This is a genomic window from Mucilaginibacter sp. P2_D11 (assembly GCF_056404435.1).
In genome coordinates this window covers 160,463-183,261 of the sequence record NZ_JBFUEA010000010.1, presented here as the reverse complement: position 1 = coordinate 183,261, position 22,799 = coordinate 160,463, and the positions used below count along the sequence as shown (strand labels likewise).

Here is a 22,799-nt window from a genome sequence, read left to right as displayed (position 1 = left end):
TATGGAGTGTGAATGTGAGTTTAGTTTGTTTATTGTATGCGTCCGTATGCCCTATCTAAATCAACCTTGCTTACCAAAGCATCGTAAAGCCCTTTTATATAATCGTTATCTGCGTTTTGCAGGTCGGTTTGCGCCTGCGTAACTTCAATGCTGCTACCTACGCCCTGCTGATATTTTATATTTGCTACGCGCAATACTTCGCGTGCAAGTTCCTGGCTGCGCTTTTGATTGTTAAGCAATTGCAAACCGTTGATATATCTTGTTTTAGCCGTTTGTGCCTGCAGGTTAAGGCCGTTTTTGGCTTGTGCAAGGCTATTCTCTGCCTTTAATACGGTTATTTGCGATTGCTTAACCCGGTTTACACGTTGAAAACCGCTAAAAATGGGCACCTTCAAAGTAAGGCCAATATAGCTAGAGGGGAAACTTGAGCTGTACAAATCGCCAAAGCTGTTGTTTTGGTACGAAAACGTGTAAGCTGCATTTGCAGATAAGGTTGGCAAAAACTGAGCCTTGGTACGTCTAAGATCGAACCTGCTCAAAGCAAGGCTTGTTTCTAAAAAACCATACTCAGCCCGGTTTTTATAGGCCGTTGTATCTGCAACTATTTCGGCCTCGGCATCATCCAGTTTTACATCGGCTAAGCTGTTTTTTAAAGTGAGGGTGTAATCTATTGGCATGCCTATCTGAAATTTCAACACCTGGTAATTCAGTGCCAGCAAACGCAGCGTATTTTCGCGCGTGGTAACCAGGTTGTTATATTGCACGGCAATACGGTCTACATCAATTTTCTCCACTACGCCCTGTTTGTTTTGCGCTATGGTTTGGTCTTGCCTTAGCTTTAATTGGGCTATGTTGGCATCCAGTAACTTTATTTGCTCCTGGCTTACCAAAAGTTGGTAATAAGCTTTGGTAACCGCTACGTTCATATCAATTTTGGTGCGGTTGTAGGCCCTGTTGTACAGCTCCTTATAAGTAGTTCGTCCTTGCAAGCCTATGATGTAGCTTGGATCGAAAAGCAATTGCGTAGCGTTTATCCCTAAATTAGACGAATATTTTACGCCGAATTTTACTGGTATAAAAGTACCTGCCGGTGCGCCGAAAACCTCGCCGGGCAATAAGGTGGTGGGTATTTTCAGATAATCCTGTATAGATGCCGTGCCGTCTATCTGCGGGAAGCCTTGCCCAATGGTTTCTTTTACCTTATAGTCGGCACTTTTTACATCCAGCGCTGCATTAACCACCGAGTCGCGGTGCTCGTAGGCGTAGTTGATAGCATCCTGTATGGTGAAGCTGTAAGTTTGAGGGGCGGGCTGCGTTTGCGCGTAGCCTTTGAGGCTGGCTGCAGCGCAAAGCATTATGAGTAGTAATCGTTTCATGTTGGTGTGCATATATATGATGGATTTTGGTGTGTTCCGTTTTTCTCTGCTGCAAAAAGATTGTTTTTATTGACAACCGTATGTCAGCAGGTTTCTATTATTTGTTTGCGTTTTGTTGTTTGTATTTATCCAGCAATTCGTGCCCCTTTATGGTACAAATGCCATAGTTGAAATGTTCCAGCAATTGCAGCTGTACCTTCCAGCTATTGAAATGCGCAACCGGGAAAATAGTTGTATTAAAGCCCATCTCTACCTGGTTCACGCGCATAGTAGCCAGTATCTTTACGTCAATATCATCGCGAATGAAACCTTGCTCCATACCTTTATTCAAAAGCTCTACCAGCTTACTGATAATAACCCCGGCTTTAAAATTCTGGAACTCCTGCCAGGCCTGGGGGTGGTACTTCTGCAAATCGTGGAACACGATGGGATTTATCCTCGAGAATATGTCCTCCGAGCACTTCATCATGCCAATCATCTCCTCTATCACGTTTGCCGATTTCTCGATGATTTCGTTTATCTGCCGCTCATCTTCCTTTAGCCGGCTTTTAACCAGCTCAACCACCAACTCGTTCTTATCGCCAAAAAAATGGTATATCGTTTTCTTCGACATGCCCAAATGCCGGGCTATATCGTCCATGGTTACGCTTTTAATACCTGCTTGCAAAAACAGGTCGAGCGCGCCGTTTATTATTCTTTCTTCCTGACTCATTGACTTTACGAGTCAAAACTATGGAAACATTTTTAGATTTCAAAGTTTCCATCGTAAATTACCTTTGGCTGACAAACACGTTATTTATTCGTTAACTATCTCATTTGTAGCGATGGGTTTCAACCCATCGCTACGGTAACTTTATTTTTCGATTGCGTGCACTGTAATCATTTCCACCCCTCACCCACCTAATTTCAAATTGTTATCTTTGCAAAAAACTAACACATGGAATTGAATTCCCTCACCGCCATATCCCCTATCGACGGGCGTTACCGTAATGCCACAGCAGAATTAGCCGCTTATTTCTCGGAGTTTGCCTTAATTAAATACCGGGTACTTGTAGAAATTGAATACTTCCTGGCCCTGCATGCGCTGCCCGTACCGCAGTTAGAACTGTTTGATGGCACCAGGAGCGAAAAGTTACGCGATATCTACCGAAATTTCAGCGAAGCTGATGCCGCTGAGATAAAGGACATCGAAAAAACTACCAACCACGATGTAAAAGCGGTGGAATACTTCATCAAGAAAAAATTCGATGAACTAGGCTTGCAGGAATTCAAGGAGTTTATCCATTTCGGCCTTACCTCCCAGGATATCAATAATACGGCTATACCCTATTCGTTCAAGGCCGCCATACATGATGTTTACACCCCGGCGCTGCACCAGCTTATCGACTTGCTGAGGCACTATGCCGCCCAATGGGCACACATCCCTATGCTGGCCCATACGCATGGCCAACCGGCCTCGCCAACGCGTTTGGGTAAAGAGATAGAGGTTTTTGTAGAGCGTTTGATAAACCAGCTGCATTTGCTGCGCGATGTGCCTTATTCAGCCAAGTTTGGCGGCGCCACCGGCAACTTTAATGCGCATAAAGTGGCCTACCCAAATACCGACTGGAAAGCCTTCGGCAACCATTTCGTGAACGATGTGCTGGGCCTTTACCGCTCGCAGTTTACTACACAGATAGAGCATTACGACAATTTTGCTGCCCAGTGCGATGCCCTGAAACGCATCAACAATATCCTGATAGACCTTGACCGCGATGTTTGGACCTATATATCCATGAACTACTTTAAGCAGAAAATAAAAGCTGGCGAAGTTGGTTCATCGGCCATGCCGCATAAAGTAAACCCGATTGATTTTGAGAATAGTGAGGGTAACCTGGGTATAGCCAACGCCATGTTCGAACATCTGGCAGCAAAGCTGCCCATCTCGCGCCTGCAGCGTGATTTAACAGACTCTACCGTTCTCCGCAACATCGGCGTGCCGGTGGCGCATACGCTTATCGCCTTTAAATCAACCATAAAAGGCTTGAATAAATTATTGCTTAATGAGGCGGCCATCAACGCGCACCTCGAAGCTAACTGGGCGGTCGTGGCCGAAGCAATACAAACTATATTGCGCCGCGAGGGCTACCCTAATCCATACGAAGCGTTGAAGGAACTTACCCGTACGAACACTACTGTAAATGCCGAAACCATTGCAGAGTTTGTGGATACTTTAGAAGTAAGCGCGAGCGTTAAAGAAGAGTTGAAAGCGATTTCGCCGCAGAATTATACGGGGGTTTAGATGTGCAGATTTCAGATGTGCGGGTGTGCGGATGAAAAGCTAATACCCTAAACGTCTTTGCGAGCGATAGCGCGGCAATCATCGGCAAGCAGAGCGGACTTGCTTAGCGGCTTTGCTTGCCGATGATTGCTTCGTCGCTTCGCTTTCCTCGCAACGACGTGATGGCGATTGCACCGTCACCAACAGGTCATAACTAATTTAGGGCGATAAAACAATCAAAAACCTGATTACATTTGTTATCTTATATAAAATAGTACATCCATGAATATCAACGTATATACCGAATCTACCCCGAACCCGGCAACAATGAAGTTTATTGTAAACAAGTTGCTGATAAACGGCAGCGTGGATTACGCCACCCGCGAAAGTGCCGAAAAATCGCCTTTCGCCAAGGAATTATATAAATTTTCGTTCGTAAACGGTGTGTTCTTCGCCAGCAACTTCGTAACCGTTACCAAAACCGAAGGCAGCGAATGGAACGACATTGAGCCGATACTGAAAGAATTTGTAAAAGGCGCAGTAGAATCTGAACTGAAAGTGCAACTGGTTGAGCAAGCTACCGACGTTGAGTTCGAAGGAACTGAAACCGAGATAAAAATACAGCAGATATTGAACGATTACGTACGCCCGGCTGTTGAGCAGGATGGCGGCGCAATCAGCTACCGCTCGTTCGATGAAGGCGTAGTTACCGTAGAGCTTCGCGGCTCGTGCAGCGGTTGCCCATCATCAACCGTAACACTTAAAGCCGGTATCGAGAACCTGCTCAAACGCATGGTGCCTGAGGTAACCGAGGTAGTTTCTCAAGCTTTGTAACCGGGATTAAGCAGATTTTACGATTTTACAGATTTGCTTTTGTGACCCCTATAAAAAACGCCGATTTGAAGATGATTCAAATCGGCGTTTTTTTGCACTTTTGTTTTCAACTTAAGCCTCGTTAACAATTGATACCCTTACCCAGCGAAATAGAAACCGAGTTTTTCAAGGTGATGAACGGAGAAACGCCGCTCGCCAATTTTGAGCAATGGGTTTATGCCAATGCAGACTTAGAATTACAACTGTCGGCCACTCACTACCTGGAATTGATATCTCTCCCTTATTCAAAGACTGGTGCCAAATATGAGTTATATAAGTTACTAGCAACCGTGGTTGACATGGGCCGCTATGAAACATATAAATTGCGCTTGTTGATAGCAAACACAATGTTACGTGATGAAAATCTCCCAGAATACCTCGAACAGTTTTATGACTTGTATTGCCATGGCTTCAATTTCTTTAGGCGCCTGGGATTGGGTTTGGGTTTGTCAATGGTTTATTTGCCCGTAATTAACATAGGCGAAACGTGGAAGAATTTAACTGAAGCCGAAAAGAAGCAATTGATAAAGCGCGTTACCCCCGCTCTGGAAGAGGAATTGTTGCAAATAACAACGTGGTTAGACAAACGTATAATAGTCATTACCGGCGAAAAGGACGAATTGAACCATTTCGTTTACATTGATAATAGAAGTTCTGCCGAGAAACAAAATGACAATAACTTTCCGGTATTCTTATACCCCGATGCCCCTAAGGGCTCGTGGTGGCAATTTTGGAAGTAGCCTTATTTAAAATACTTGTTGATATACTCCAGCATCTCTCCTGTTATCTTCCCGTTGGTTGCGAGAACTTCCCTGGTATTCAATACTTCGTCACCACCTTTAAAATTCAGCACGTGCCCCCCCGCTTGTTTCAGGATAACGATACCGCCGGCTACGTCCCACTCGTTCAGATTGTATTCGTAATAAGCATCAAATCGGCCGCTGGCGGTGTAGCATAGGTCTACCGCAGCGGAACCCAGGCGACGCAGGCCGTGGCAATTGCGCATCAGTTCGGTAAATAGTTCGATATAGGCAGCTTGTTTGCTAAAATCGTAATACGGGAACCCGGTGGCAATGAGGCTGTCGGCCACCGTAGGTTTGTTGCTCACCTTTATCTCTTTGCCGTTAAGATATGCCGGAGACTCGCTGTGAGCGTAAAAGCACTCATCCTGGCATACTTCGTACACTACGCCTAAAACGAGTTCTTCATTCTTTTTCAAGCCGATGCTTACCGAGTACGAAGGCAGCCCGTGGATAAAGTTGGTGGTGCCATCCAATGGGTCGATAACCCAGTTATAAGTATCGCCGATTTTGGTGGTTGTTTTCTCCTCGGTAATGAAGCCGGCCTCGGGCAATATCTTCTCCAACCCGGCAACTATCTTTTGTTCGGCGGTTTTATCTACGTAAGATACCAGGTCGTTAAGGCCTTTGTATTCTATCTTATCGGCATCGAAAGTCAATCTTTCCTGCCGGATGAACTGGCCTGCTGTTTTGGCAACCTCAGTTACCTGGCTGATAATGGGGTTGAGCGTCATGATGATGTTGTTGTGGATAGGGGCGATTTTTGATAACGGACGTTACCGAAATAAATCAATGCTGCACCGCCTAAAACCATGATCAACGATATCAACTCTGCCTGGGTAAAGGGTATGCCAGCAACTACATATTTAGTATTTACGCGTATCAGTTCTATCAGGAAACGTTCGATACCTGCCAGTATCATATAAATACCGAACAATACGCCCGGCGCCTTCACGCGGTGGCGTATCTTCCAGATAAAGAAGAAAAGTAGCAAACAAATAACCGATTCATAAAAAGAAGTAGGATAAACTGCCTCCCTAAGTTCGTAGCAAAATTTGCCAACGCAATCGGGCAGGTGTACCATCAGGGGGTCGGTTGGGTTACCGTTAACGTTATGCGGGAATTTAAATGCCCACATCCAATCGGGCGCCCAGCTAAGCCAGCCCGGTTTTGGCGCAAGGTTTGGTATGCCCCAATCCCCATCGCCCGACATCTGGCAACCTATGCGACCTACAGCGTAAGCCAGCATCATACCTGCTGCGCCGATATCCAGCATATCCAGCGGTTTTACGCCGTTTTTACTGGCAATATATAGTACAGCAGCTCCGCCGCAAATCAAACCACCATAAAAAGTTAAGCCGCTAAAGCCGATAAGCATCGCTATCGGATCGCGCATAAACTCGCCCCAGTTCTCCAGGGCGTTGAATAGCTTTGCACCTGCAAAACCAAAAATAGCGGCCCATAACAGTATGCTACCCATCAATTCGTGGGGATGTACAGTAACGCGGCGCAACTCAGGCTTTGGCAGTTCTTGCTTTTTTGCCTCATAATAGGCCCAGTAAGCAAATAGCGCTGCAAATACGATACCGCCAACCCAATTACCTTTTAAAGACAACAGGAAATCTTGAGGGTTATCGATAAGGGCAGAGTAATGCAGGACAGAATCTACCACCTTAAAACCGAATACAAAACCGAACAAAGCGTTCCCGGCCAGCTCGCCCATTGAAACGGGCTTGCCCACCATAATGTCCTTTCCGGTACCTTTTATGTAGCCCGCGGCTTCCTTGCGCTTAAACTCTTTAGTAAATGCCCAGTAGGCGGCCATAAAGGCCAAGGCTACAAAAAACCCAAAAGTTTGGATGGGCAAGGGGATGTTCAGCCCGGTGAAGTACTCTATGAGGTAGGATATGGTTGGAAACATTTATCGGTATTTTCTGGGGGCGAATATAGGCTTTAATGCACTAATATTTCTTCGCTTTCTGTTATTTCAACATCACCATCGGGTGAAATTTGGGTTAAGCGCACGGCCCTTAATTCGTTAACCAGTATGGGATCGTACTTGGTTTTTACCTTTACGTAGTTGCGGGTAAAGCCATGCATAAAACCGTCTTTTATATCGCCTTCAAACAAAACCTTGTCGGTTTTGCCCAATTGGTCCTGATAAAAAACACGGCGTTTTTTGTCGCTAAGGATATGCAACATCTTGCTCCTGTCGGCGCGGGCAGAGCCGGGCACTACGCCTCCCATTTCGGCAGCCGGGGTGTTCTCCCGTTCCGAATAGGTAAACACGTGCAGATAAGAAATATCCAGTCCGTTTAAAAAATTATAGGTATCTATAAAATCCTCGCGCGTTTCGCCGGGGAAACCAACGATAACGTCTACCCCGATGCAGCAATGCGGCATCACTTGTTTTATTTTCTCCACACGGCTGGCATACAGTTCGCGCTTGTAGCGGCGGCGCATTAGCCCCAATATTTTGTTGGAACCCGATTGCAGCGGGATATGGAAATGCGGTACGAACCTTTTTGAGGTAGCTACGAATTCGATAATCTCATCGCTCAACAGGTTCGGTTCTATAGACGATATACGGATGCGTTCGATGCCTTCTACCTCATCCAAAGCTTTTACCAAATCGAAGAACTTATCTTCGCGCTGGCCATTGCGGATGCCGAAATCGCCCAGGTTTACCCCGGTCAATACGATTTCCTTAACACCCGAAGCAGCAATCTCACGGGCTTGAGCCACCGCATTCGCAATGGTATCGCTGCGGCTGGCGCCACGGGCCAGTGGTATGGTACAAAACGTGCAGGAGTAATCGCAACCATCCTGCACTTTAAGGAAAGTGCGGGTACGGTCGCCATACGAAAATGAGGGCACGAATTCGTTGGCCTCGCTAACGGGCTGGTTATATACTAATGTTTTGGGATTCTTGGTTAAATCGGTAAGGTATTCTACTATCCTAAATTTCTCGGCAGCGCCCAAAACCATATCCACGCCGGGTATTTCGGCAATCTCCTTTGGCTTCAGTTGGGCGTAGCAGCCGACGATGGTGACGTATGCGTTTGGCGAAATCTTAAGCGCTTCCTTTACGATCTTTTTGCATTTTTTGTCCGCATTATCGGTAACCGAGCAGGTGTTTATCACAAACACATCCGGCGTGTTGCTAAACTCCACCGTTTCGAAACCGGCCTGCGTAAACAGGCGGCCTATCGAAGAGGTTTCCGAGTAATTTAGCTTACAGCCAAGCGTATAAAATGCGACTTTCTTATTCATTTTCAGCCCGCAAAGGTAAGCAATTTAGAGAATAGTTGATTGGGTGAGTGGTGAGTAGTTATTAACGGGAATGTAAAAAGGCTTCTCAAGTAATTAGATACGCTTAACCTTATTTGATTTTCATGAGACTAAATGCATCACTCCTGTTGTAATAGAAGTCTGAAGTCCTGAAAAGCTTTAAGCCATCTTTTGTTTTTTCGGTCCAAAAATACATTGTTGCTAAAAGCAGACCGGGTACTTTATTTATATCAGTTGAATAAATCCCGCTGTCACTGTCGTTGTTAAACGGCTTAGGGCTTACTGCATATTTATTTAACTTAAACCGAATTTCGTCCTTAGTTATCTTAAGTTCTTTGGCAATGGATTTATAGTAAACTATGGTTCCGTTCATCAAGGTGTCCCGGCCATAAAATAACAAACTGGTTGATTCACCCTTATGAATCACTTCAAACCAGATGGAAGACTTATCGCCGGGTTTTTCCATGAACGTTTCAGTATAACTTCTTGCACCAACATTCAATCGGAAAGAGCATACCACAATTGCCAGCAAAACTATAATCGCCAAAAAAATTCGCTTCATCTGCTTTGATATTATATTATTTTGTTTTCTTTTTCATCTCCTTCAACGCGGCCTGCAGCACGGTATCGGTGCCGGCGATTACATCGCTGGGGTTGCGCGGTATCTCTATATCGGGTATTACGCCTATGCCTACAAAGTCGCGGCCATCGGGGTAGGTATCACGCTTGGTGCAAATACGGCCGTCCGTCAGGCCCGGCAAACTAATGGGCAGCGGCTGGCCGGTGCTGCCATAGGTTTGCTGGCCCATGGTGGTGGCGCGGCCCTTCAGGCCATCTAAAATAATCAGGAAATCTTCTGCTGCCGATGCAGTGTTGTTGCCGGTAAGCACAATAAGCGGTGCGGTTATCTTCTTATCTGTAATATCATTGTCGAAACGCATGGTATCGCCCTGGTACCAGTAATCGCCTTTGTAGGAGTCTAAGGCTTTCTTTTGCCAGGCAGTTAAGGGCTTGCCCGATTTATCTTTCGATTGGTAATACCCCCATGCTTTAAATGAAGACAGGTTATCGCGCGTCCTCCATGCCGAACCTACCAGCAGCTTCTGTTCCGTAAAGTATTTCAATATCTCTGCGCCTACGCCCGTATCGCCACCACCGTTATCGCGGAGGTCTAATATCACGCCCTTGCAGGAGTATAATTGCGGCACGATGCTTTTGAAGGCGCTATCGATGGCTTCATCGCCAAAGGTGTTCAGTTTTACGTAGCCAATGCCGTCCATCACTTTAAAGTCCATCATCTTCCAGGGCGTGCTGCCGTTGCGCCTTACCCACTTGGTGCCATAGGTATGGAATTGATAATCATAAGGGATTACCTTGCCCTGCGGGGTTTTCAATTTGAGGTGAAACAGCTTGGTAGAATCGGTTCCGTAGAACATCATGGCAGCGGCGGTGTTCCAAAGCACATGTTCGGTTGATGAACTGATGTAGGGTATCAGCTCTTTTTCAGCATACTCTTTTGCGGGTATGCCGTCAACGCTGATTACTTCCGAGCCAAGCGGCACCAAATCTTTATACTGAACCGGTATATCCGTTACGATAAACTTCTTGTCGAAATTCTCGATATATATCCATTTATAACGCGATTTATGCGTGAGCAGCTTCTCGGGGAAACCGATGCCGGTGTGTCCGTCCTTCAGCAAAGCGCAAAACTTCTGCATCAGCATGTAATACTCCCAGGTATTTTTGGTGGCGATGATTTTAGGGATATAAGCCCGATAGGTGCTATCCCAGTTTACCTTGGCGTGGTCGAAATAGGCGAAATTCGCGCTCACTTCCGACCAGAACTTGCTCAGGCCATACAGTTTATCTTCGGTAGAAAGGTTGGCAACGGTATCGATTTGCGCATACGCCGTACGGCAGCAAAGGGCACAAACCAATAAAACAAGGCAGTAGATTTTTTTCATAAGATATGGTAGATGTTTAACTCAAATTTAAACATTCCGCGGTAAAATCAGGATAAAAAAGAACTTTAGAAACCCCGTATAGCTTCCTCAATCCCCCTTGCTATTACCGCATACCCGGCTTCGCTGGGGTGTACGCCATCGGCAGAGACTATCTGATCGGCACCGTTTTCTTTCATGTAAGAATAAATATCAATTAAATGCGTGCGGTTTGTTTCTGCTATTGCATTTATGGCGGCATTAAACGCAGCCAACCTGCCATGTGCGATGCCCAACGGGTCCGAGTACCTGAACAGTGCCGCTGCATTGCAGTAATATATATTTATAATAACAATATCGTTGCCCTGCCATCCCTTGCTTCGTGCAACATCCAAAATAAATTGATAATCAGCAGAAAACCGGGCGACGTTAAGGTCATAAAAATTATAAGCCGCATCGTTAATGCCGTATGCAAAAAATAAATACTTATCACCTTCGCCTTTTTGCGGTATTTCACCAACCCTGTTATACATGTTTTTTGCAACGCTTACACCATTAGACGTTTTTTCGAGCGTACTTCCACCTATACCTAAGTTATGGCCTTCCCAACCCATTGCTTGCGATAGCAGGGCAGCCCAATTTTTGGCATTAACACTTTTGCCATCGTAGCCCTCGGTGATGCTATCACCAAAAAAATAAGCCTTCCCATTTATAATTGGCGGCGTAACCGGGACAGTTTCTATAGGGGCCGGGGGTATAACCGGGACAGTTTCTACAGGCGGGGCAGGCGGTGTTGTTGAATTATTTGGAGGTAGATTAACCGGCGGAGCTGGCGTAACGGATGTTGTAACTACCGTATCGGGACCAATCAAAAGAGAATCAGGTTCGAGCGGTGGTGGTGTAGGAGATTTTGTAGTATCCTTCACGGTTATATCAACAGGGCCTAAGGGTTTAGGCGCTAAATCTTTGCCGCAGCCTGCAAAAACAACAATGATAAAAAAGCACAGCAAACGTTTCATTCTCTAATAGCAGCCACCTGGTTTAGGTTGTGGATATAATTATAAAAATAAAAAAAAGGCTTCTTTTGCCAAATTTTTTAACACATATTAATTGAACAAAGCTGCCTATTCTGTCAGAATGCTCTTAGGGAGTCCTCTATTCCCCTGGCTATCACCGCATAGCCGGTTTCGTTGGGGTGTACGCCATCACCCAGTAAGTAATCTGCGCCATGGTTCAGCATAAACGTGCGTATATCTATAAAATGCACGGTGTTTTTATCGGCAACAGCTTTCAGCGCCGTATTGAATGCAGCGAGCCTGCCGGTTGCAGTGCCTGCCGGATCGGTAAACTGTAGCAGCGTAGCCTCGTTGAGGTAGTAAATATTTACCAAAACAATATCTTTCGGTAGCCAGCCTTTGCCGTAAGCATTGTCCAGTACCAGTTGGTAGTCTGTAGTAAATTGTGCGGGGGTAAGGTCGGCAGTGTTGAGGTACACATCGTTTACGCCGTATGCAAAAAACAGGTATTTATCATTATCGATTTTCATCGGTATCTCCCCAACGCGGTTTACCATGCTTTGGCCCGCGCTTACGCCGTTCACATATTTTTCCAGCGTGGTACCACCGATGGCGAAGTTGAAGCCATCCCAACCTGTAAACGCAGAGACGAGGCTAACCCAATTGCGCGGGTTCACAATTTTACCGTCATAGCCTTCGGTAATACTATCGCCAAAAAAATAAGCTTTACCGGGAATATGCAAAGGGGGCTGGGTGGTGGCTAACAACGCCTTTGCGGCCTTGGCGTTGGGCGAGTCCTCATCCGGCACTACGTAATAGCTTTTTTTGCAGCCGGCTATCAGTATAATCAATAAAATACTCAGGAGTTTCTTCATGCCAATTTGCGCACCGCTAAAATCGGCAATTGTTGCAACTTTAGCAATGCCAGCGCGTAAAATTCAAATTTATCAAATCCCATCCCACCTGTAACTTTCGTCCTCCAGCCCTATCAGGTCTATCACACGGCTCACCACGGTCATGGCCAATTCTTCTACGGTTTTGGGCTTGCTGTAGTACGATGGTATGGCCGGACAAATGATGCCGCCTGCCTCGGTTATCGTTTGCATATTGCGGATATGGATAAGGTTCAGCGGCGTATCACGCGCCACCAGAATCAGTTTGCGGCGTTCTTTAAGCACCACGTCGGCCGCGCGGGTTATCAGGTCGTCAGACATGCCGGAGGCTATCCGGCCCAGGGTACCCATTGAACAGGGTACAATAACCATGGTATCGAACTTTGCCGAACCCGATGCAAAAGGCGCCATGAAATCTTTTTTGGCGTAAAATTTAAAAGGATAGCTCGTATAATCGGTGTTATCCAATTCGAACGCCCACACCTGTTTGGCATTATCAGACATCACTACAGCCACTTCGGCCAGCTGTGCCTGCAGCGTTAGCAATTTATCCAGTAAAAGCCTGGCATATATGGCTCCGCTTGCGCCGGTTACGGCTACTACGATTTTTCTCTTCATCTTACTCACTCTTAATTCTTACGGCACGGGAAGCTGAGCAACCTTCTTCATCGGATACTCAAGGTACCTGTCTTTGATATGATTGTACACCCAAATCTTTTCAGCAAAAGGCGACCGATCTTTACCGTCGTCCCAATACAGAAAAGAAACTTTGAACGTATCCCTTGTATCCCTAACATACTCATGAAAGCAGCTATCGGCAATCGAATTCAAACGTACAGTATCCACTCTTTGTTTCAAATAAATATATGCGCGCCTTCCATCGGCCACGGTTATATCGTAGTCGTTGCTAAAAGTGTGAGAATGTCCTGATTTGTCATTACATCCGAATCCGAAAGCAAAAAGTACTATGGTTGTAATGAATGCGTACCTCATATTGCCGTGATAAAGAATTAGGGCACAAAAAAGGGTCGAAAACAAGTTTCCGACCCTACATCTACCTATGAAAAACATGCCCTTTGAGCGGGCACTACAAATATAACAACAGTTTTTTGATTTGTAAACAATTTGTTAAAATAATTTTAATGCTGCGGGTCAAGGTTTTTTTCTATAAGTGTTTGGATGATACCGTCCACCATGCCCACTGTTGGCACATACATGCTTTTGATATTAGCGCACTTTAAAACCGTTAAATATATCTCGCAGGCGGGGATAATTACATCGGCCCTATCCTGGTTTAAGCCCAAAACGTTTATACGCTCTTTCATCGAAAACGAATCGAGGTAATTGTACAGAGATTTCAGTTTAACATAGGTAAGCGGGGCGTTATCCTTCTCGTTGGATAGCTTATAAAGCTTATTGATGTTGCCGCCCGTACCTATACCGAAAATACTTTTGAGCTGGCGCGTATGCTCGCGGATGAAATCTTTCATCTCGTTCCAGGTTTCTTCCTTATCCTGATTATCCAGAATGCGTATGGTACCCAGGTTGAACGATTGCGAAGCCAGCAGTTCGCCTTTAGAAAACAGAGAAAGTTCGGTACTGCCACCGCCTACATCTATGTAGAGATAATTCTTGTCTTTATCAATATCTATCTCCGCATGGCTGGCGTAGATAATTTCGGCTTCATTTTGGCCGTGTACGATCTTCAGATCAATCCCCGCTTCTGCTTTTATCCGCGCAACAACCTCCTGCCCGTTCTCCGCCTCGCGCATGGCCGATGTGGCGCAAGCCATGTAGTCGGTTACTTTAAAAACATCCATCAGGTTGCGGAAGGCCTGCATAGATTTTACCAGGTCATCGGCCTTTTTATCGGAGATGCGCTTGTTTAGGAAGGCATCGTCGCCAAGCCTTACAGGCACGCGCACCAGCGTATTCTTCTTGAACGAAACAGAACCGTTATTCTCTATAATATTGGCTATCAGGAGCCTAACGGCGTTAGATCCTACATCAATGGCAGCGTATCTCAATTTGTGGTGGTTTTGTTTTTAAGGTATGTGTAAATATCCATCTGGGCGCGGGTAAGGGTATCGGCCTTAGTTTTGTGGTATTTGTTTGCGCTGCTGCCGGTAATTTCGCGGGCCTTGGTATTATCGCGCAGCTGTATATCTATAATGTCACGTATCTCTTTGCGCAGGTTATCATCGTATATAGGGAAGCCTACCTCTACCCTGTTCTCTATGTTGCGGGTCATGAAATCGGCCGAGGTAAGGTACATCACTTCGTTGCCGCCGTTGCCGTAGATGTGCACACGGGCATGCTCCAGGTATTTGTCAACGATGCTGATCACCTCGATGTTCTCGCTGAAACCCTTTTGTCCGGGTATAAGGCAGCACATGCCGCGTATGATCATCTTTATCTTAACCCCTGCGTTGCTGGCCTGGTATAGTTTAGCTATCATCTGCTCATCGGCCAAGCTGTTCATCTTAAATATCATATACGCCTTTTTGCCGGCTTTGGCCAGTTTTATCTCATTATCTATCAGCTTATAAATGGCCGGCCGCGAATCTATAGGCGATACGATGAGGTGCTTCAGATCCTTTGGCAGTGTAAGCTTTATCAATGCCTTAAAAACGTTCACCAAATCGCCGGTCAATCGTTTATCGGCGGTGAGCAGGGTGTGGTCGGCGTATATTTTGGCGGTTTTTTCGTTGAAGTTACCGGTAGAAAGGCAGGCATAGTAAGCCGGCTTGGCCTTTTCTATACGGGTTACCAGGCAAATCTTGGAGTGCACCTTATAACCATCGATGCCATAAAGCACGTTAACGCCCTCCTCTTCCAGCCTGTTGCTCCAGTAGATGTTGTTCTGCTCGTCGAACCGGGCGCGCAACTCTACCAGGCAGTTCACTTTTTTGCCGTTTTTGGCAGCATTGATGAGGGCGTAGATAATCTTGGAGTTTTCGGCCAGGCGGTAAACGGTTATGCTTATCTCCTTTACTCTAGGATCTATAGCCGCCTCACGCAAAAAGTGTATCACGTAATCGAACGACTCATAGGGCGTGCTAATGAGGTAATCGCGCTTAGCGATGAGTTCCATCAGGCTTTTGCCGAACGATAGCCCTTGCAGCGGCAACGCGCGGTTTTTGACATATTCCAGCTCGGGCCGGCCCACGTTGGGGAAGCTGATGAAATTCTTGAAATTTTGGTAACGGCTTCCGGGTATCAGGTTCTCGCCCTGCAGGCGCATTTTCTTTACCAGGTAGCCCAGCATATCGGGCGGCATTTCGGTATCGAACACCAGGCGCATGGGCTTGCCTTTGCGGCGCTTTAAAAGGCTTTTAGCCAGCGAATCGATAAACTTCCCGCTCACTTCCTTATCCAGGTCCAGTTCGGCATCGCGGGTGAGCTGTATGGAGTATGCCTCTATGCTATCATGTTCGAAGATGAAGAAGATATCCTCGAGGCTGTAACGGATGATATCATCCAGCAGGATGATGAATTTGAGCTTATTTGTCTCGGGCAGTACCAAAAAACGCGACAGGTTATCGGGTATCTCTATCAGCGCGTAGCGGAATTTTTTGCCCTTGGTTAGTTTTACGAAGAAGTATATCGCGCGGTCGCGCAGTTCGGGCAAGGGCAGTTCATCATCCAGCATGATAGGCACCAGCGTGGATAACAGCCTCTCTCGAAAAAAATCCTTTACGAATTCGCCGCGGGTTACGTTCAGCTGTTTATCGTTCAGCAGGAATATCTTTTCCTCGGCCAGTTCCTTTACAATGATGTTCTCGTACAGGTTGTTGAATTTCTTCTCCTGCTTCACCACGATGTTTTTGATCTGGTTGAGCAGTTTTTTGGGGTTGTAGCCTAATATCTCTTTCGCCTTTTCATTGAGGTTGGCCAGGCGGCTCAAGGTTGCCACGCGTACGCGGTAAAACTCATCCAGGTTGCTACTGAAGATGGCTAAAAACTTCACGCGTTCTATAAGCGGCACGGTTGGGTCGGCAGCTTCCTGCAAAACCCTGTCGTTAAAATATAGCCAGCTTATTTCCCTGTTAACTAACGGAATGTTTTTAGTATCCATAAAGCACAAATCTGCCTTTTTATTTGTTAAGATAATATTAAATAATTGTAATAGATACAAAGCAGGTAAACCAAATATCTGCATTATAGTTTATAGCATATGCAAATGTTACCTTAGCTTTGCATTTTTAAAACAACCATTATGCCTTCATTTGATATAGTAAGCAAGATAGACGGACAAACGCTGGATAACGCCATCAACACCGCCAAGAAAGAAATTTTGAACCGTTACGATTTCAACGGCAGCAAGAGCACCATAGATCTCGATAAGAAAACCAACGAGGTAACCATTGTTACTGAGGATGATATGCGCGTAAAAGCCATAGAGGATGCCATCATCAGCCGTATGTCTAAACAGGGGCTCGACCCAAAAGCCCTCGATTTTGGCAAGGAGGTTTACGCATCGGGCAATATGATACGCAAAGAGATAAAAATCAAAGAAGGCATCGATAAAGAAGCGGCCAAGAAAATCGTTAAAAAGATAAAAGACAGCAAGCTAAAGGTAGAAGCCAGCATCCAAAACGACCAGGTGCGCGTTACCGCTAAAAAGATAGACGACCTGCAAGCCGTTATCGCGCTGTGCCGTACCGAAGATTTTGGCCAACCGCTGCAGTATATTAATATGCGGGCGTAAGTTTAGATGCGAGATATAAGACGTGAGATTTGAGATTGCCTTGTAAAGGTTGAGTTTAATTGAACATTCTAATTCCAACAAATCAAAAGATGCAAACGATACTCGAGGGCAAAGTAATGTGGAGTTACCAGCAGGAACTTTGTGATGCAGGATTATTGCAGGAAGTAAGTGCAATGTTCTCGTTTGTTCCACCACTCCATCATCATAGCGGTGAAATTACTTTAACGGAAAACGAGATTATCATCAGCAGCGACGACGAAAAACTGGTCATCAATTTAGCACAACTCGACCAGATTTACATGGGGTTTGATGATACGTTCAAAGCAACTTACGTAAAAAACAACGGACTATTTTGGCAACCATTGCGGCTCGTCTACCAAACAGCGGCTTCAAAAGAAACCATCTATTTAATCATCGATCATAATTTTATAGGGTCTCAAAACAAATACTGGTATGATACGCTCACTGCACTCTTCTCCGTATAAACAAACAGCCAGCAAAATTTAAATTTCAGTTCCGATTTCATTTTTAATTCTTAATTGGAGAGTGCTTGTGTATCAAAAAAAAGGCCAGCCCTTGCGGACCGGCCTTTCAACTAAACCAAACTTATGAAAACACTCATTTACCTCATACCTTTTAGCTCCCTCCCCTTTGGAGAGGGCCGGGGTGAGGCTTTATTTTACAGCTATTTCTCTCGACTGAAATTTAGCTTCTTCTCTTTTAGCAACGGTTAATTTCAAGATACCGTCGGTATAATCGGCTTCAATTTTTGCGTAATCGGCACTATCGGGCAAGGTGAATGACCGTACGAATGAGTTGTAGCTGTATTCGCGTTTGCTGTATTTTTTTGTCTCCTGGTTGTTTTCGGTTTTCTTTTCTGCCGAAATGCTCAGTACGTTTTTATCCAGGTTTATTTTAAAATCTTCTTTCTTTAAGCCAGGTACTGCCAATTCTATCTGGAATTCGTTGTCGTTTTCTGCAATGTTAACTGCCGGTACACGGGCAACCAATTTGTCGCTCAAAAACGAATCGTTTACAATAGAATCGAATACATCGCTAAAGAATGGGTTAGCGTTAGCTTTCAGTCCGTTGTTGAATTTTACTAATGTCATTTTTATATCCTCCTGAGTTTTTGTTTTGTTAACTTCGTTGAAGATTTATCAACTGTTATACCAACAGGTAAAATCGCGCGTTTACAAGACAGGATGTCTGTAAAATAAAATTCTATCAGACAATTTGTCATAGCATGGCTGAAAAACTGACCGATTACAAGTATAAAACCGATATAGCTATCCGCTTTTCGGATATCGACAGCGTGGGGCACGTGAACAACGCGGTGTACCTTACCTATTTTGAAGTTGCCCGTTTCAACTACTGGCGCGATGTTGCCCACTGGAATTTAAAGGAAACGGGCATTATTGTGGGCCGGTCGGAGATCAACTACCTAAAACCCGTTACTATTGATGACCGCCTGGTTTGCTACGTGCGCGTTATCCGCATAGGCAATAGTAGCTTTGATGTAATGCACGTACTGGTAAAACTTACCGATAAAGGCGAAGAGATCTGCACCACCTGTAAAACCGTGTGCATCAGTTACGATTATACCGCCGGCAAATCTGTCTCTATCCCAAGGGAAGGCAGGCAAAAGATGATTGATCATGATGAGCCGAGATTGATACTGAATACGAATTGAGAGAAGCGAAAAACTATTATCAAGATTTAGAAAGAAGATTCACCGTTGGCAGATTAGAATTTAGAAATCTAACTAATTCAGATGTTCTAATACTTGGTGCCTATTCAGTCGCTGTTTTAACTCAAGTGATTATAAGGGTAATCGATCCTCAACGGGCCCTCCCTTACTTGCTTTTTACTGCTCCTGCAGTTGGAATTTTGACAGTATCAACGCCTATTGGTTTGCGCTTTAGGAGTGTTTATTTCTCAATAATTTGGTTTTTAAACTGCTGCCTGCTTTTAATCAATGATTCAAGTCTTTGTATGGTTCCATTGGTAACCTTCTTACTTTATCATGTTGTACGCGCTTTTTTCTGGAGACAATACGGCAAAGAATTTATTCCTTATCAAGTGACAAGAGGAGGTTACGACAGATATGTAAGCAAAATAGAAGGCAGGGGCGGTTACAAAGAAGACAAAAAAGCTATGAAAATCTTGTTTTGGGTAGGGTTAATTTTAATTTTTGCCGGATTTTTCGGCATTGTTGAAAAAGCCAACTGATGCTTGTTTAACTAAAAACAGCACATTTTCGCATCTAAAATATCTTCCCCGGATTTAATATTCCATTTGGATCAAATACGGCTTTGATCCCCTTCCATAGCGCAAAGTGCATAGGCGTGTATTTCAACGGCATAAACTCTTTTTGTACCACACCGATGCCATGCTCGCCGGAGATGGTGCCGCCGAGGCTTACGGTTAGTTCGAATATTTCGGTGATACCGGCTTTTAGTTTATTGTTCCAGTCCTCATCGCTCATACCGGCTTTAATGATATTTACATGCAGGTTGCCATCGCCGCAGTGGCCATAACAGACCGAGGCAAAGCCATACCGGCTGCCAATTTCTTTGATGCCGTTGATGAGTTTCGGCAAGGCCGCACGGGGCACAACGGTGTCTTCCTCCTTGTATATCGAATTTGATTTTACCGATACCGCCATGGTGCGGCGGATGCGCCAGATTTCTTCCTTTTGCGCCGAGGTATCTGCGAAGAGTACGTCGCGGCAATTATGCGCCTCCAAAACTTCGTTTATCTTTTCGCAATCGGCAAATATTACATCCTGATTAGTGCCGTCGGCTTCTATCAGCAAAAAGGCTTCCGCCCCATCCTGCAGGTCGAAGGTTAGGCCGTCGTGCTCTATCACCCATTCGATGCCCTTGCGTTCCATAAACTCCAGCGCAGATGGCACCACCCCTGCCCTGAATATAGCCGATACCGCCGCACAGGCGTCTTCGTTGGTATTGAAGGATGCCAGCATCAAAGCATCAAGCGTTGGCCGGGGTATCAGCTTCACCACAATCTTGGTAACAATGGCCAGTGTACCCTCGCTGCCTATCAGCAACTGGGTTAAGTTGTAGCCTGAGGCATATTTAAGCGTGTTGGCGCCCGTCCAAATGATTTCTCCGTTGGGCAGCACCGCTTCCATGTTCAGCACGTACTCGCGGATGGTGCCATATTTTACCACCCTTGGCCCGCCGCTGCAATTAGCTACGTTGCCGCCAATAAAACTGCTGCCCTTGCTGGCCGGGTCAACCGGGTAAAGCAGGCCTTTTTCGGCGACTGCGTTCATAAATATTTCCGTAATAACACCCGGCTCAACGGTAGCCTGCAGGTTTTGCTCGTCTATATCCAGGATCTGATTAAAGCGTTCCATGGATATCATCAGCCCACCGTTAATGGCCAGTGCGCCGCCTGCGAGTCCCGTGCCCGCCCCTCGTGGGGTAACGGGGATGAGGTTTTGGTTACAAAACTGCATCAAGGCTGCTACTTCCGCCGTATCCTTTGGCTTGGCCACTACCTCGGGGTAGTAAACCAGGTCTTCTGTTTCGTCGTGGCTGTAGTCGGCTATGGTTGCCGCGCTACTTAAAACAGCATCCGCGCCAACAATTGCGGTTATAGCGGCAAGTAGCTCCGCGCTTATCTTATTAAAGGCCATGCTTTGTTTTGTCTTTGTTATAACTGATACTTACTACCGAATTCTGCACCGGGCCGCCCAAAGCGGGGTGTGCCTTTTTAATGGTGACGGAGGCAATCCTCACGTAAGGATACTTAGCGGCAATACCGTCAATAATACCCTGCGCAACGGTTTCGATCAATTTACGGGTGTGCTGCATCTCGGTTTTGGCTATGCGGTAAAGCTCCTCGTAGTTTACGGTGTTGGCTATCTTATCATCGTTAAAATCGTAGGCGTTCTCAAAAACCACCTCTATATCCACCACGAAACGGGTACCTAAAAGCTGCTCCTGCGGGTAAAACCCGTGATAAGCAAAAAACTCCGCGCCCTGTAAAGCCACTTTTACCATAAGCCAAAAGTAGTGGATTATTTGATAGCAATGTTGATTTTTTAACCACAGAGGGCACAGAGCAGGCGCAGAGAAACACAGAGTTTTGCAAATCATTTATAAGTTTTATGGTGTAAAAAAACAACCGACTGACAGGCTCTGTGTCACTCTGTGTTTTCCTCCGCGCCCTCTGTGGTTAAAAAAAACAAAAAATCCTGAAAAATCCTTTCATCCCTTAATCCTGTAAAAAAAACTTGAAAAATAAAATCGTGTAAAATCTATGTTTAAATCGTTTAAACCTACTTTTCGCCAAAAAGTGCCCCTGCCCTATCAAAAACAACGATTCTCAAATCTTTTAATACCCAAATCGTGTATATATTTGAGCCAACCAATACGATACTGCCATGGCCAAAACCGACTTGTACGAAGCACCGGATTACTACCAGATAGACGAATTTTTATCAGAAGAGCATAAACTCATCCGCCAGAGCGTGCGCGATTGGGTGAAGAAAGAAGTAAGCCCCATCATTGAAGATTATGCCCAGAAGGCCGAGTTCCCCAAACAGCTTTTAAAGGGGCTGGCAGAGGTAGGCGCATTTGGCCCAACTATTCCGGTAGAATATGGCGGCATGGGGCTTGATTATATGGCCTATGGCATTATTATGCAAGAGATAGAGCGCGGCGACTCGGGCATACGGTCTACCGCATCGGTACAGGGTTCGTTGGTGATGTACCCCATAAATGCCTACGGTTCCGAAGAGCAAAAACACAAATACCTGCCCAAACTGGCATCAGGCGAGTTGATGGGCTGCTTCGGCCTTACAGAACCCGACCATGGCAGCAACCCCGGCGGCATGACCACCAATATAAAAGACAAAGGCGACCATTACCTGCTCAATGGTGCAAAAATGTGGATATCCAACTCTCCTTTTGCAGATATTGCCATCGTATGGGCAAAGGACGAGGAAGGCAAAATACGCGGGCTTATTGTTGAGCGCGGCATGGAAGGCTTCAGCACACCCGAAACGCATAACAAATGGAGCCTGCGCGCATCTGCCACCGGCGAACTGGTTTTCGATAACGTAAAGGTGCCTAAAGAAAACTTGCTGCCTAACGTAAGCGGCCTAAAAGGCCCGCTGGGCTGTCTAAACCAGGCACGTTACGGCATTGCCTGGGGTGCGCTTGGTGCAGCTATGGATTGCTACGATACAGCCTTGCGCTATTCAAAAGAACGCGTGCAATTCGGCAGGCCGATAGCAGGCTTTCAGCTCCAGCAGAAAAAACTTGCCGAAATGATAACCGAAATAACTAAAGGGCAATTATTGGTTTGGCGCCTGGCAACTTTAAAAAATGAGGGCCGCGCTACCCCTGCGCAAATATCAATGGCCAAGCGCAACAGCGTTGAAACGGCCATCAATATAGCCCGCGAGGCCAGACAAATGCTCGGTGGCATGGGCATTACCGGCGAATACCCGATAATGCGCCATATGATGAATCTGGAATCGGTAATTACGTATGAAGGCACGCATGATATACATTTGTTAATAACGGGTATGGACATTACCGGCGAAAACGCATTTAGTTGATAAATTAAATTGCTTTATAGCCGAAATATGTCTCCGAATATTA

23 protein-coding genes are annotated in these 22,799 nt (G+C 45.6%); 8 read left to right on the top strand and 15 right to left on the bottom strand.

The genetic code is table 11. From position 1 onward, the window contains the following. Nucleotides 1–29 precede the first annotated feature (29 nt). Together AC1DXC_RS17205 and AC1DXC_RS17200 are read right to left on the bottom strand one after the other, a co-directional pair. Nucleotides 30–1,376 (bottom strand): TolC family protein, encoded by a 1,347-nt coding sequence (locus tag AC1DXC_RS17205; RefSeq protein WP_477460402.1) that lies wholly within the window; start codon nt 1,374–1,376, stop codon nt 30–32. 97 nt (nt 1,377–1,473) lie between these two features. Continuing rightward, entirely contained in the window at nt 1,474–2,088 is a 615-nt protein-coding gene (locus tag AC1DXC_RS17200) for a TetR/AcrR family transcriptional regulator (protein WP_477460401.1), read from the bottom strand. A 225-nt stretch (nt 2,089–2,313) separates the two neighbouring features. Here AC1DXC_RS17200 and purB point away from each other — a divergent pair, with 225 nt between their 5' ends. The 3 genes from purB (at nt 2,314) to AC1DXC_RS17185 (ending at nt 5,249) form a co-directional block, all read left to right on the top strand. Next, entirely contained in the window at nt 2,314–3,657 is a 1,344-nt protein-coding gene (purB, locus tag AC1DXC_RS17195; RefSeq protein WP_477460400.1) for an adenylosuccinate lyase, read from the top strand. Nucleotides 3,658–3,918: 261 nt separating this feature from the next. Then, nucleotides 3,919–4,470 (top strand): NifU family protein, encoded by a 552-nt coding sequence (locus AC1DXC_RS17190; RefSeq protein WP_477460399.1) that lies wholly within the window; start codon nt 3,919–3,921, stop codon nt 4,468–4,470. A 173-nt stretch (nt 4,471–4,643) separates the two neighbouring features. Continuing rightward, on the top strand, nt 4,644–5,249 hold the full coding sequence (locus AC1DXC_RS17185) for a tautomerase family protein (protein WP_477460398.1): 606 nt from the start codon (nt 4,644–4,646) through the stop codon (nt 5,247–5,249). A 2-nt stretch (nt 5,250–5,251) separates the two neighbouring features. On the opposite strand, the gene AC1DXC_RS17180 is transcribed toward AC1DXC_RS17185, so the two are convergent. The 10 genes from AC1DXC_RS17180 to ppk1 all read right to left on the bottom strand — a co-directional run bounded on the left by AC1DXC_RS17180 (nt 5,252) and on the right by ppk1 (nt 16,527). Continuing rightward, a complete protein-coding gene (locus tag AC1DXC_RS17180) occupies nt 5,252–6,043 on the bottom strand; it encodes an inositol monophosphatase family protein (protein WP_477460397.1) in 792 nt (263 codons plus the stop codon). Beyond that, on the bottom strand, nt 6,040–7,230 hold the full coding sequence (locus AC1DXC_RS17175) for a prolipoprotein diacylglyceryl transferase (RefSeq protein WP_477460396.1): 1,191 nt from the start codon (nt 7,228–7,230) through the stop codon (nt 6,040–6,042). Before AC1DXC_RS17175 ends, AC1DXC_RS17180 begins: the two co-directional genes overlap by 4 nt. Nucleotides 7,231–7,262: 32 nt before the next feature. After that, entirely contained in the window at nt 7,263–8,582 is a 1,320-nt protein-coding gene (mtaB, locus tag AC1DXC_RS17170; RefSeq protein WP_477460395.1) for a tRNA (N(6)-L-threonylcarbamoyladenosine(37)-C(2))-methylthiotransferase MtaB, read from the bottom strand. A gap of 109 nt (nt 8,583–8,691) precedes the next feature. Then, a complete protein-coding gene (locus tag AC1DXC_RS17165; RefSeq protein WP_477460394.1) occupies nt 8,692–9,162 on the bottom strand; it encodes a hypothetical protein in 471 nt (156 codons plus the stop codon). A 16-nt stretch (nt 9,163–9,178) separates the two neighbouring features. After that, nucleotides 9,179–10,564 carry a S41 family peptidase gene (locus AC1DXC_RS17160; protein WP_477460393.1) on the bottom strand — a complete coding sequence of 462 codons (1,386 nt, stop codon included), beginning with the start codon at nt 10,562–10,564 and terminating at the stop codon, nt 9,179–9,181. A gap of 65 nt (nt 10,565–10,629) precedes the next feature. Next, complete coding sequence (locus AC1DXC_RS17155) at nt 10,630–11,559, bottom strand: SGNH/GDSL hydrolase family protein (protein WP_477460392.1); 930 nt, start codon at nt 11,557–11,559, stop codon at nt 10,630–10,632. A gap of 113 nt (nt 11,560–11,672) precedes the next feature. Next, a complete protein-coding gene (locus tag AC1DXC_RS17150) occupies nt 11,673–12,431 on the bottom strand; it encodes an SGNH/GDSL hydrolase family protein (RefSeq protein ID WP_477460391.1) in 759 nt (252 codons plus the stop codon). Between the two features lie 72 nt (nt 12,432–12,503). Further along, nucleotides 12,504–13,067, bottom strand: a complete 564-nt coding sequence (locus tag AC1DXC_RS17145; protein ID WP_477460390.1) for a UbiX family flavin prenyltransferase — start codon at nt 13,065–13,067, stop codon at nt 12,504–12,506. 521 nt (nt 13,068–13,588) lie between these two features. Further along, nucleotides 13,589–14,476, bottom strand: a complete 888-nt coding sequence (locus tag AC1DXC_RS17140; RefSeq protein WP_477460389.1) for a Ppx/GppA phosphatase family protein — start codon at nt 14,474–14,476, stop codon at nt 13,589–13,591. Further along, the gene (ppk1, locus tag AC1DXC_RS17135) at nt 14,473–16,527 is read right to left on the bottom strand and encodes a polyphosphate kinase 1 (RefSeq protein WP_477460388.1); all 2,055 of its coding nucleotides are present in this window, start codon (nt 16,525–16,527) and stop codon (nt 14,473–14,475) included. Before ppk1 ends, AC1DXC_RS17140 begins: the two co-directional genes overlap by 4 nt. A gap of 141 nt (nt 16,528–16,668) precedes the next feature. On the opposite strand from ppk1, the gene AC1DXC_RS17130 reads away from it, so the two are divergent. Next, a complete protein-coding gene (locus tag AC1DXC_RS17130; RefSeq protein WP_477460387.1) occupies nt 16,669–17,160 on the top strand; it encodes a YajQ family cyclic di-GMP-binding protein in 492 nt (163 codons plus the stop codon). Nucleotides 17,161–17,249: 89 nt separating this feature from the next. Beyond that, nucleotides 17,250–17,645, top strand: a complete 396-nt coding sequence (locus AC1DXC_RS17125; RefSeq protein WP_477460386.1) for a hypothetical protein — start codon at nt 17,250–17,252, stop codon at nt 17,643–17,645. A 189-nt stretch (nt 17,646–17,834) separates the two neighbouring features. Here the strand turns inward: AC1DXC_RS17125 and AC1DXC_RS17120 are convergent, their stop codons facing one another. After that, complete coding sequence (locus AC1DXC_RS17120; protein WP_477460385.1) at nt 17,835–18,272, bottom strand: Hsp20/alpha crystallin family protein; 438 nt, start codon at nt 18,270–18,272, stop codon at nt 17,835–17,837. Nucleotides 18,273–18,406: 134 nt separating this feature from the next. Between AC1DXC_RS17120 and AC1DXC_RS17115 the strand changes: the two genes are divergently transcribed. Beyond that, entirely contained in the window at nt 18,407–18,853 is a 447-nt protein-coding gene (locus AC1DXC_RS17115) for an acyl-CoA thioesterase (RefSeq protein ID WP_477460384.1), read from the top strand. Further along, the gene (locus tag AC1DXC_RS17110; protein ID WP_477460383.1) at nt 18,850–19,392 is read left to right on the top strand and encodes a hypothetical protein; all 543 of its coding nucleotides are present in this window, start codon (nt 18,850–18,852) and stop codon (nt 19,390–19,392) included. The genes AC1DXC_RS17115 and AC1DXC_RS17110 overlap by 4 nt, the downstream gene beginning before the upstream one ends. A gap of 34 nt (nt 19,393–19,426) precedes the next feature. Here AC1DXC_RS17110 and AC1DXC_RS17105 read toward each other — a convergent pair whose 3' ends face one another. Both AC1DXC_RS17105 and folB read right to left on the bottom strand, forming a co-directional pair. Continuing rightward, complete coding sequence (locus AC1DXC_RS17105) at nt 19,427–20,824, bottom strand: FAD-binding oxidoreductase (protein ID WP_477460382.1); 1,398 nt, start codon at nt 20,822–20,824, stop codon at nt 19,427–19,429. After that, complete coding sequence (folB, locus tag AC1DXC_RS17100) at nt 20,814–21,191, bottom strand: dihydroneopterin aldolase (RefSeq protein WP_477460381.1); 378 nt, start codon at nt 21,189–21,191, stop codon at nt 20,814–20,816. The genes AC1DXC_RS17105 and folB overlap by 11 nt, the downstream gene beginning before the upstream one ends. A 383-nt stretch (nt 21,192–21,574) precedes the next feature. Here folB and AC1DXC_RS17095 point away from each other — a divergent pair, with 383 nt between their 5' ends. Further along, a complete protein-coding gene (locus AC1DXC_RS17095) occupies nt 21,575–22,756 on the top strand; it encodes an acyl-CoA dehydrogenase family protein (RefSeq protein WP_477460380.1) in 1,182 nt (393 codons plus the stop codon). The last annotated feature ends 43 nt before the right edge of the window (nt 22,757–22,799 follow it).

What these genes read in the sequence shown, in the direction of transcription:
- AC1DXC_RS17200 (WP_477460401.1), bottom strand. Translation starts at nt 2,088, where the DNA reads ATGAGTCAGGAAGAAAGAATAATAAACGGCGCGCTCGACCTGTTTTTG.
- AC1DXC_RS17120 (WP_477460385.1), bottom strand. Translation starts at nt 18,272, where the DNA reads ATGACATTAGTAAAATTCAACAACGGACTGAAAGCTAACGCTAACCCA.
- AC1DXC_RS17145 (WP_477460390.1), bottom strand. Translation starts at nt 13,067, where the DNA reads ATGAAGAGAAAAATCGTAGTAGCCGTAACCGGCGCAAGCGGAGCCATA.
- AC1DXC_RS17175 (WP_477460396.1), bottom strand. Translation starts at nt 7,230, where the DNA reads ATGTTTCCAACCATATCCTACCTCATAGAGTACTTCACCGGGCTGAAC.
- AC1DXC_RS17205 (WP_477460402.1), bottom strand. Translation starts at nt 1,376, where the DNA reads ATGAAACGATTACTACTCATAATGCTTTGCGCTGCAGCCAGCCTCAAA.
- AC1DXC_RS17105 (WP_477460382.1), bottom strand. Translation starts at nt 20,824, where the DNA reads ATGGCCTTTAATAAGATAAGCGCGGAGCTACTTGCCGCTATAACCGCA.
- AC1DXC_RS17165 (WP_477460394.1), bottom strand. Translation starts at nt 9,162, where the DNA reads ATGAAGCGAATTTTTTTGGCGATTATAGTTTTGCTGGCAATTGTGGTA.
- AC1DXC_RS17160 (WP_477460393.1), bottom strand. Translation starts at nt 10,564, where the DNA reads ATGAAAAAAATCTACTGCCTTGTTTTATTGGTTTGTGCCCTTTGCTGC.
- AC1DXC_RS17180 (WP_477460397.1), bottom strand. Translation starts at nt 6,043, where the DNA reads ATGACGCTCAACCCCATTATCAGCCAGGTAACTGAGGTTGCCAAAACA.
- purB (WP_477460400.1), top strand. Translation starts at nt 2,314, where the DNA reads ATGGAATTGAATTCCCTCACCGCCATATCCCCTATCGACGGGCGTTAC.
- folB (WP_477460381.1), bottom strand. Translation starts at nt 21,191, where the DNA reads ATGGTAAAAGTGGCTTTACAGGGCGCGGAGTTTTTTGCTTATCACGGG.
- AC1DXC_RS17190 (WP_477460399.1), top strand. Translation starts at nt 3,919, where the DNA reads ATGAATATCAACGTATATACCGAATCTACCCCGAACCCGGCAACAATG.
- AC1DXC_RS17115 (WP_477460384.1), top strand. Translation starts at nt 18,407, where the DNA reads ATGGCTGAAAAACTGACCGATTACAAGTATAAAACCGATATAGCTATC.
- AC1DXC_RS17155 (WP_477460392.1), bottom strand. Translation starts at nt 11,559, where the DNA reads ATGAAACGTTTGCTGTGCTTTTTTATCATTGTTGTTTTTGCAGGCTGC.
- AC1DXC_RS17095 (WP_477460380.1), top strand. Translation starts at nt 21,575, where the DNA reads ATGGCCAAAACCGACTTGTACGAAGCACCGGATTACTACCAGATAGAC.
- AC1DXC_RS17185 (WP_477460398.1), top strand. Translation starts at nt 4,644, where the DNA reads ATGAACGGAGAAACGCCGCTCGCCAATTTTGAGCAATGGGTTTATGCC.
- AC1DXC_RS17130 (WP_477460387.1), top strand. Translation starts at nt 16,669, where the DNA reads ATGCCTTCATTTGATATAGTAAGCAAGATAGACGGACAAACGCTGGAT.
- ppk1 (WP_477460388.1), bottom strand. Translation starts at nt 16,527, where the DNA reads ATGGATACTAAAAACATTCCGTTAGTTAACAGGGAAATAAGCTGGCTA.
- AC1DXC_RS17125 (WP_477460386.1), top strand. Translation starts at nt 17,250, where the DNA reads ATGCAAACGATACTCGAGGGCAAAGTAATGTGGAGTTACCAGCAGGAA.
- AC1DXC_RS17150 (WP_477460391.1), bottom strand. Translation starts at nt 12,431, where the DNA reads ATGAAGAAACTCCTGAGTATTTTATTGATTATACTGATAGCCGGCTGC.
- mtaB (WP_477460395.1), bottom strand. Translation starts at nt 8,582, where the DNA reads ATGAATAAGAAAGTCGCATTTTATACGCTTGGCTGTAAGCTAAATTAC.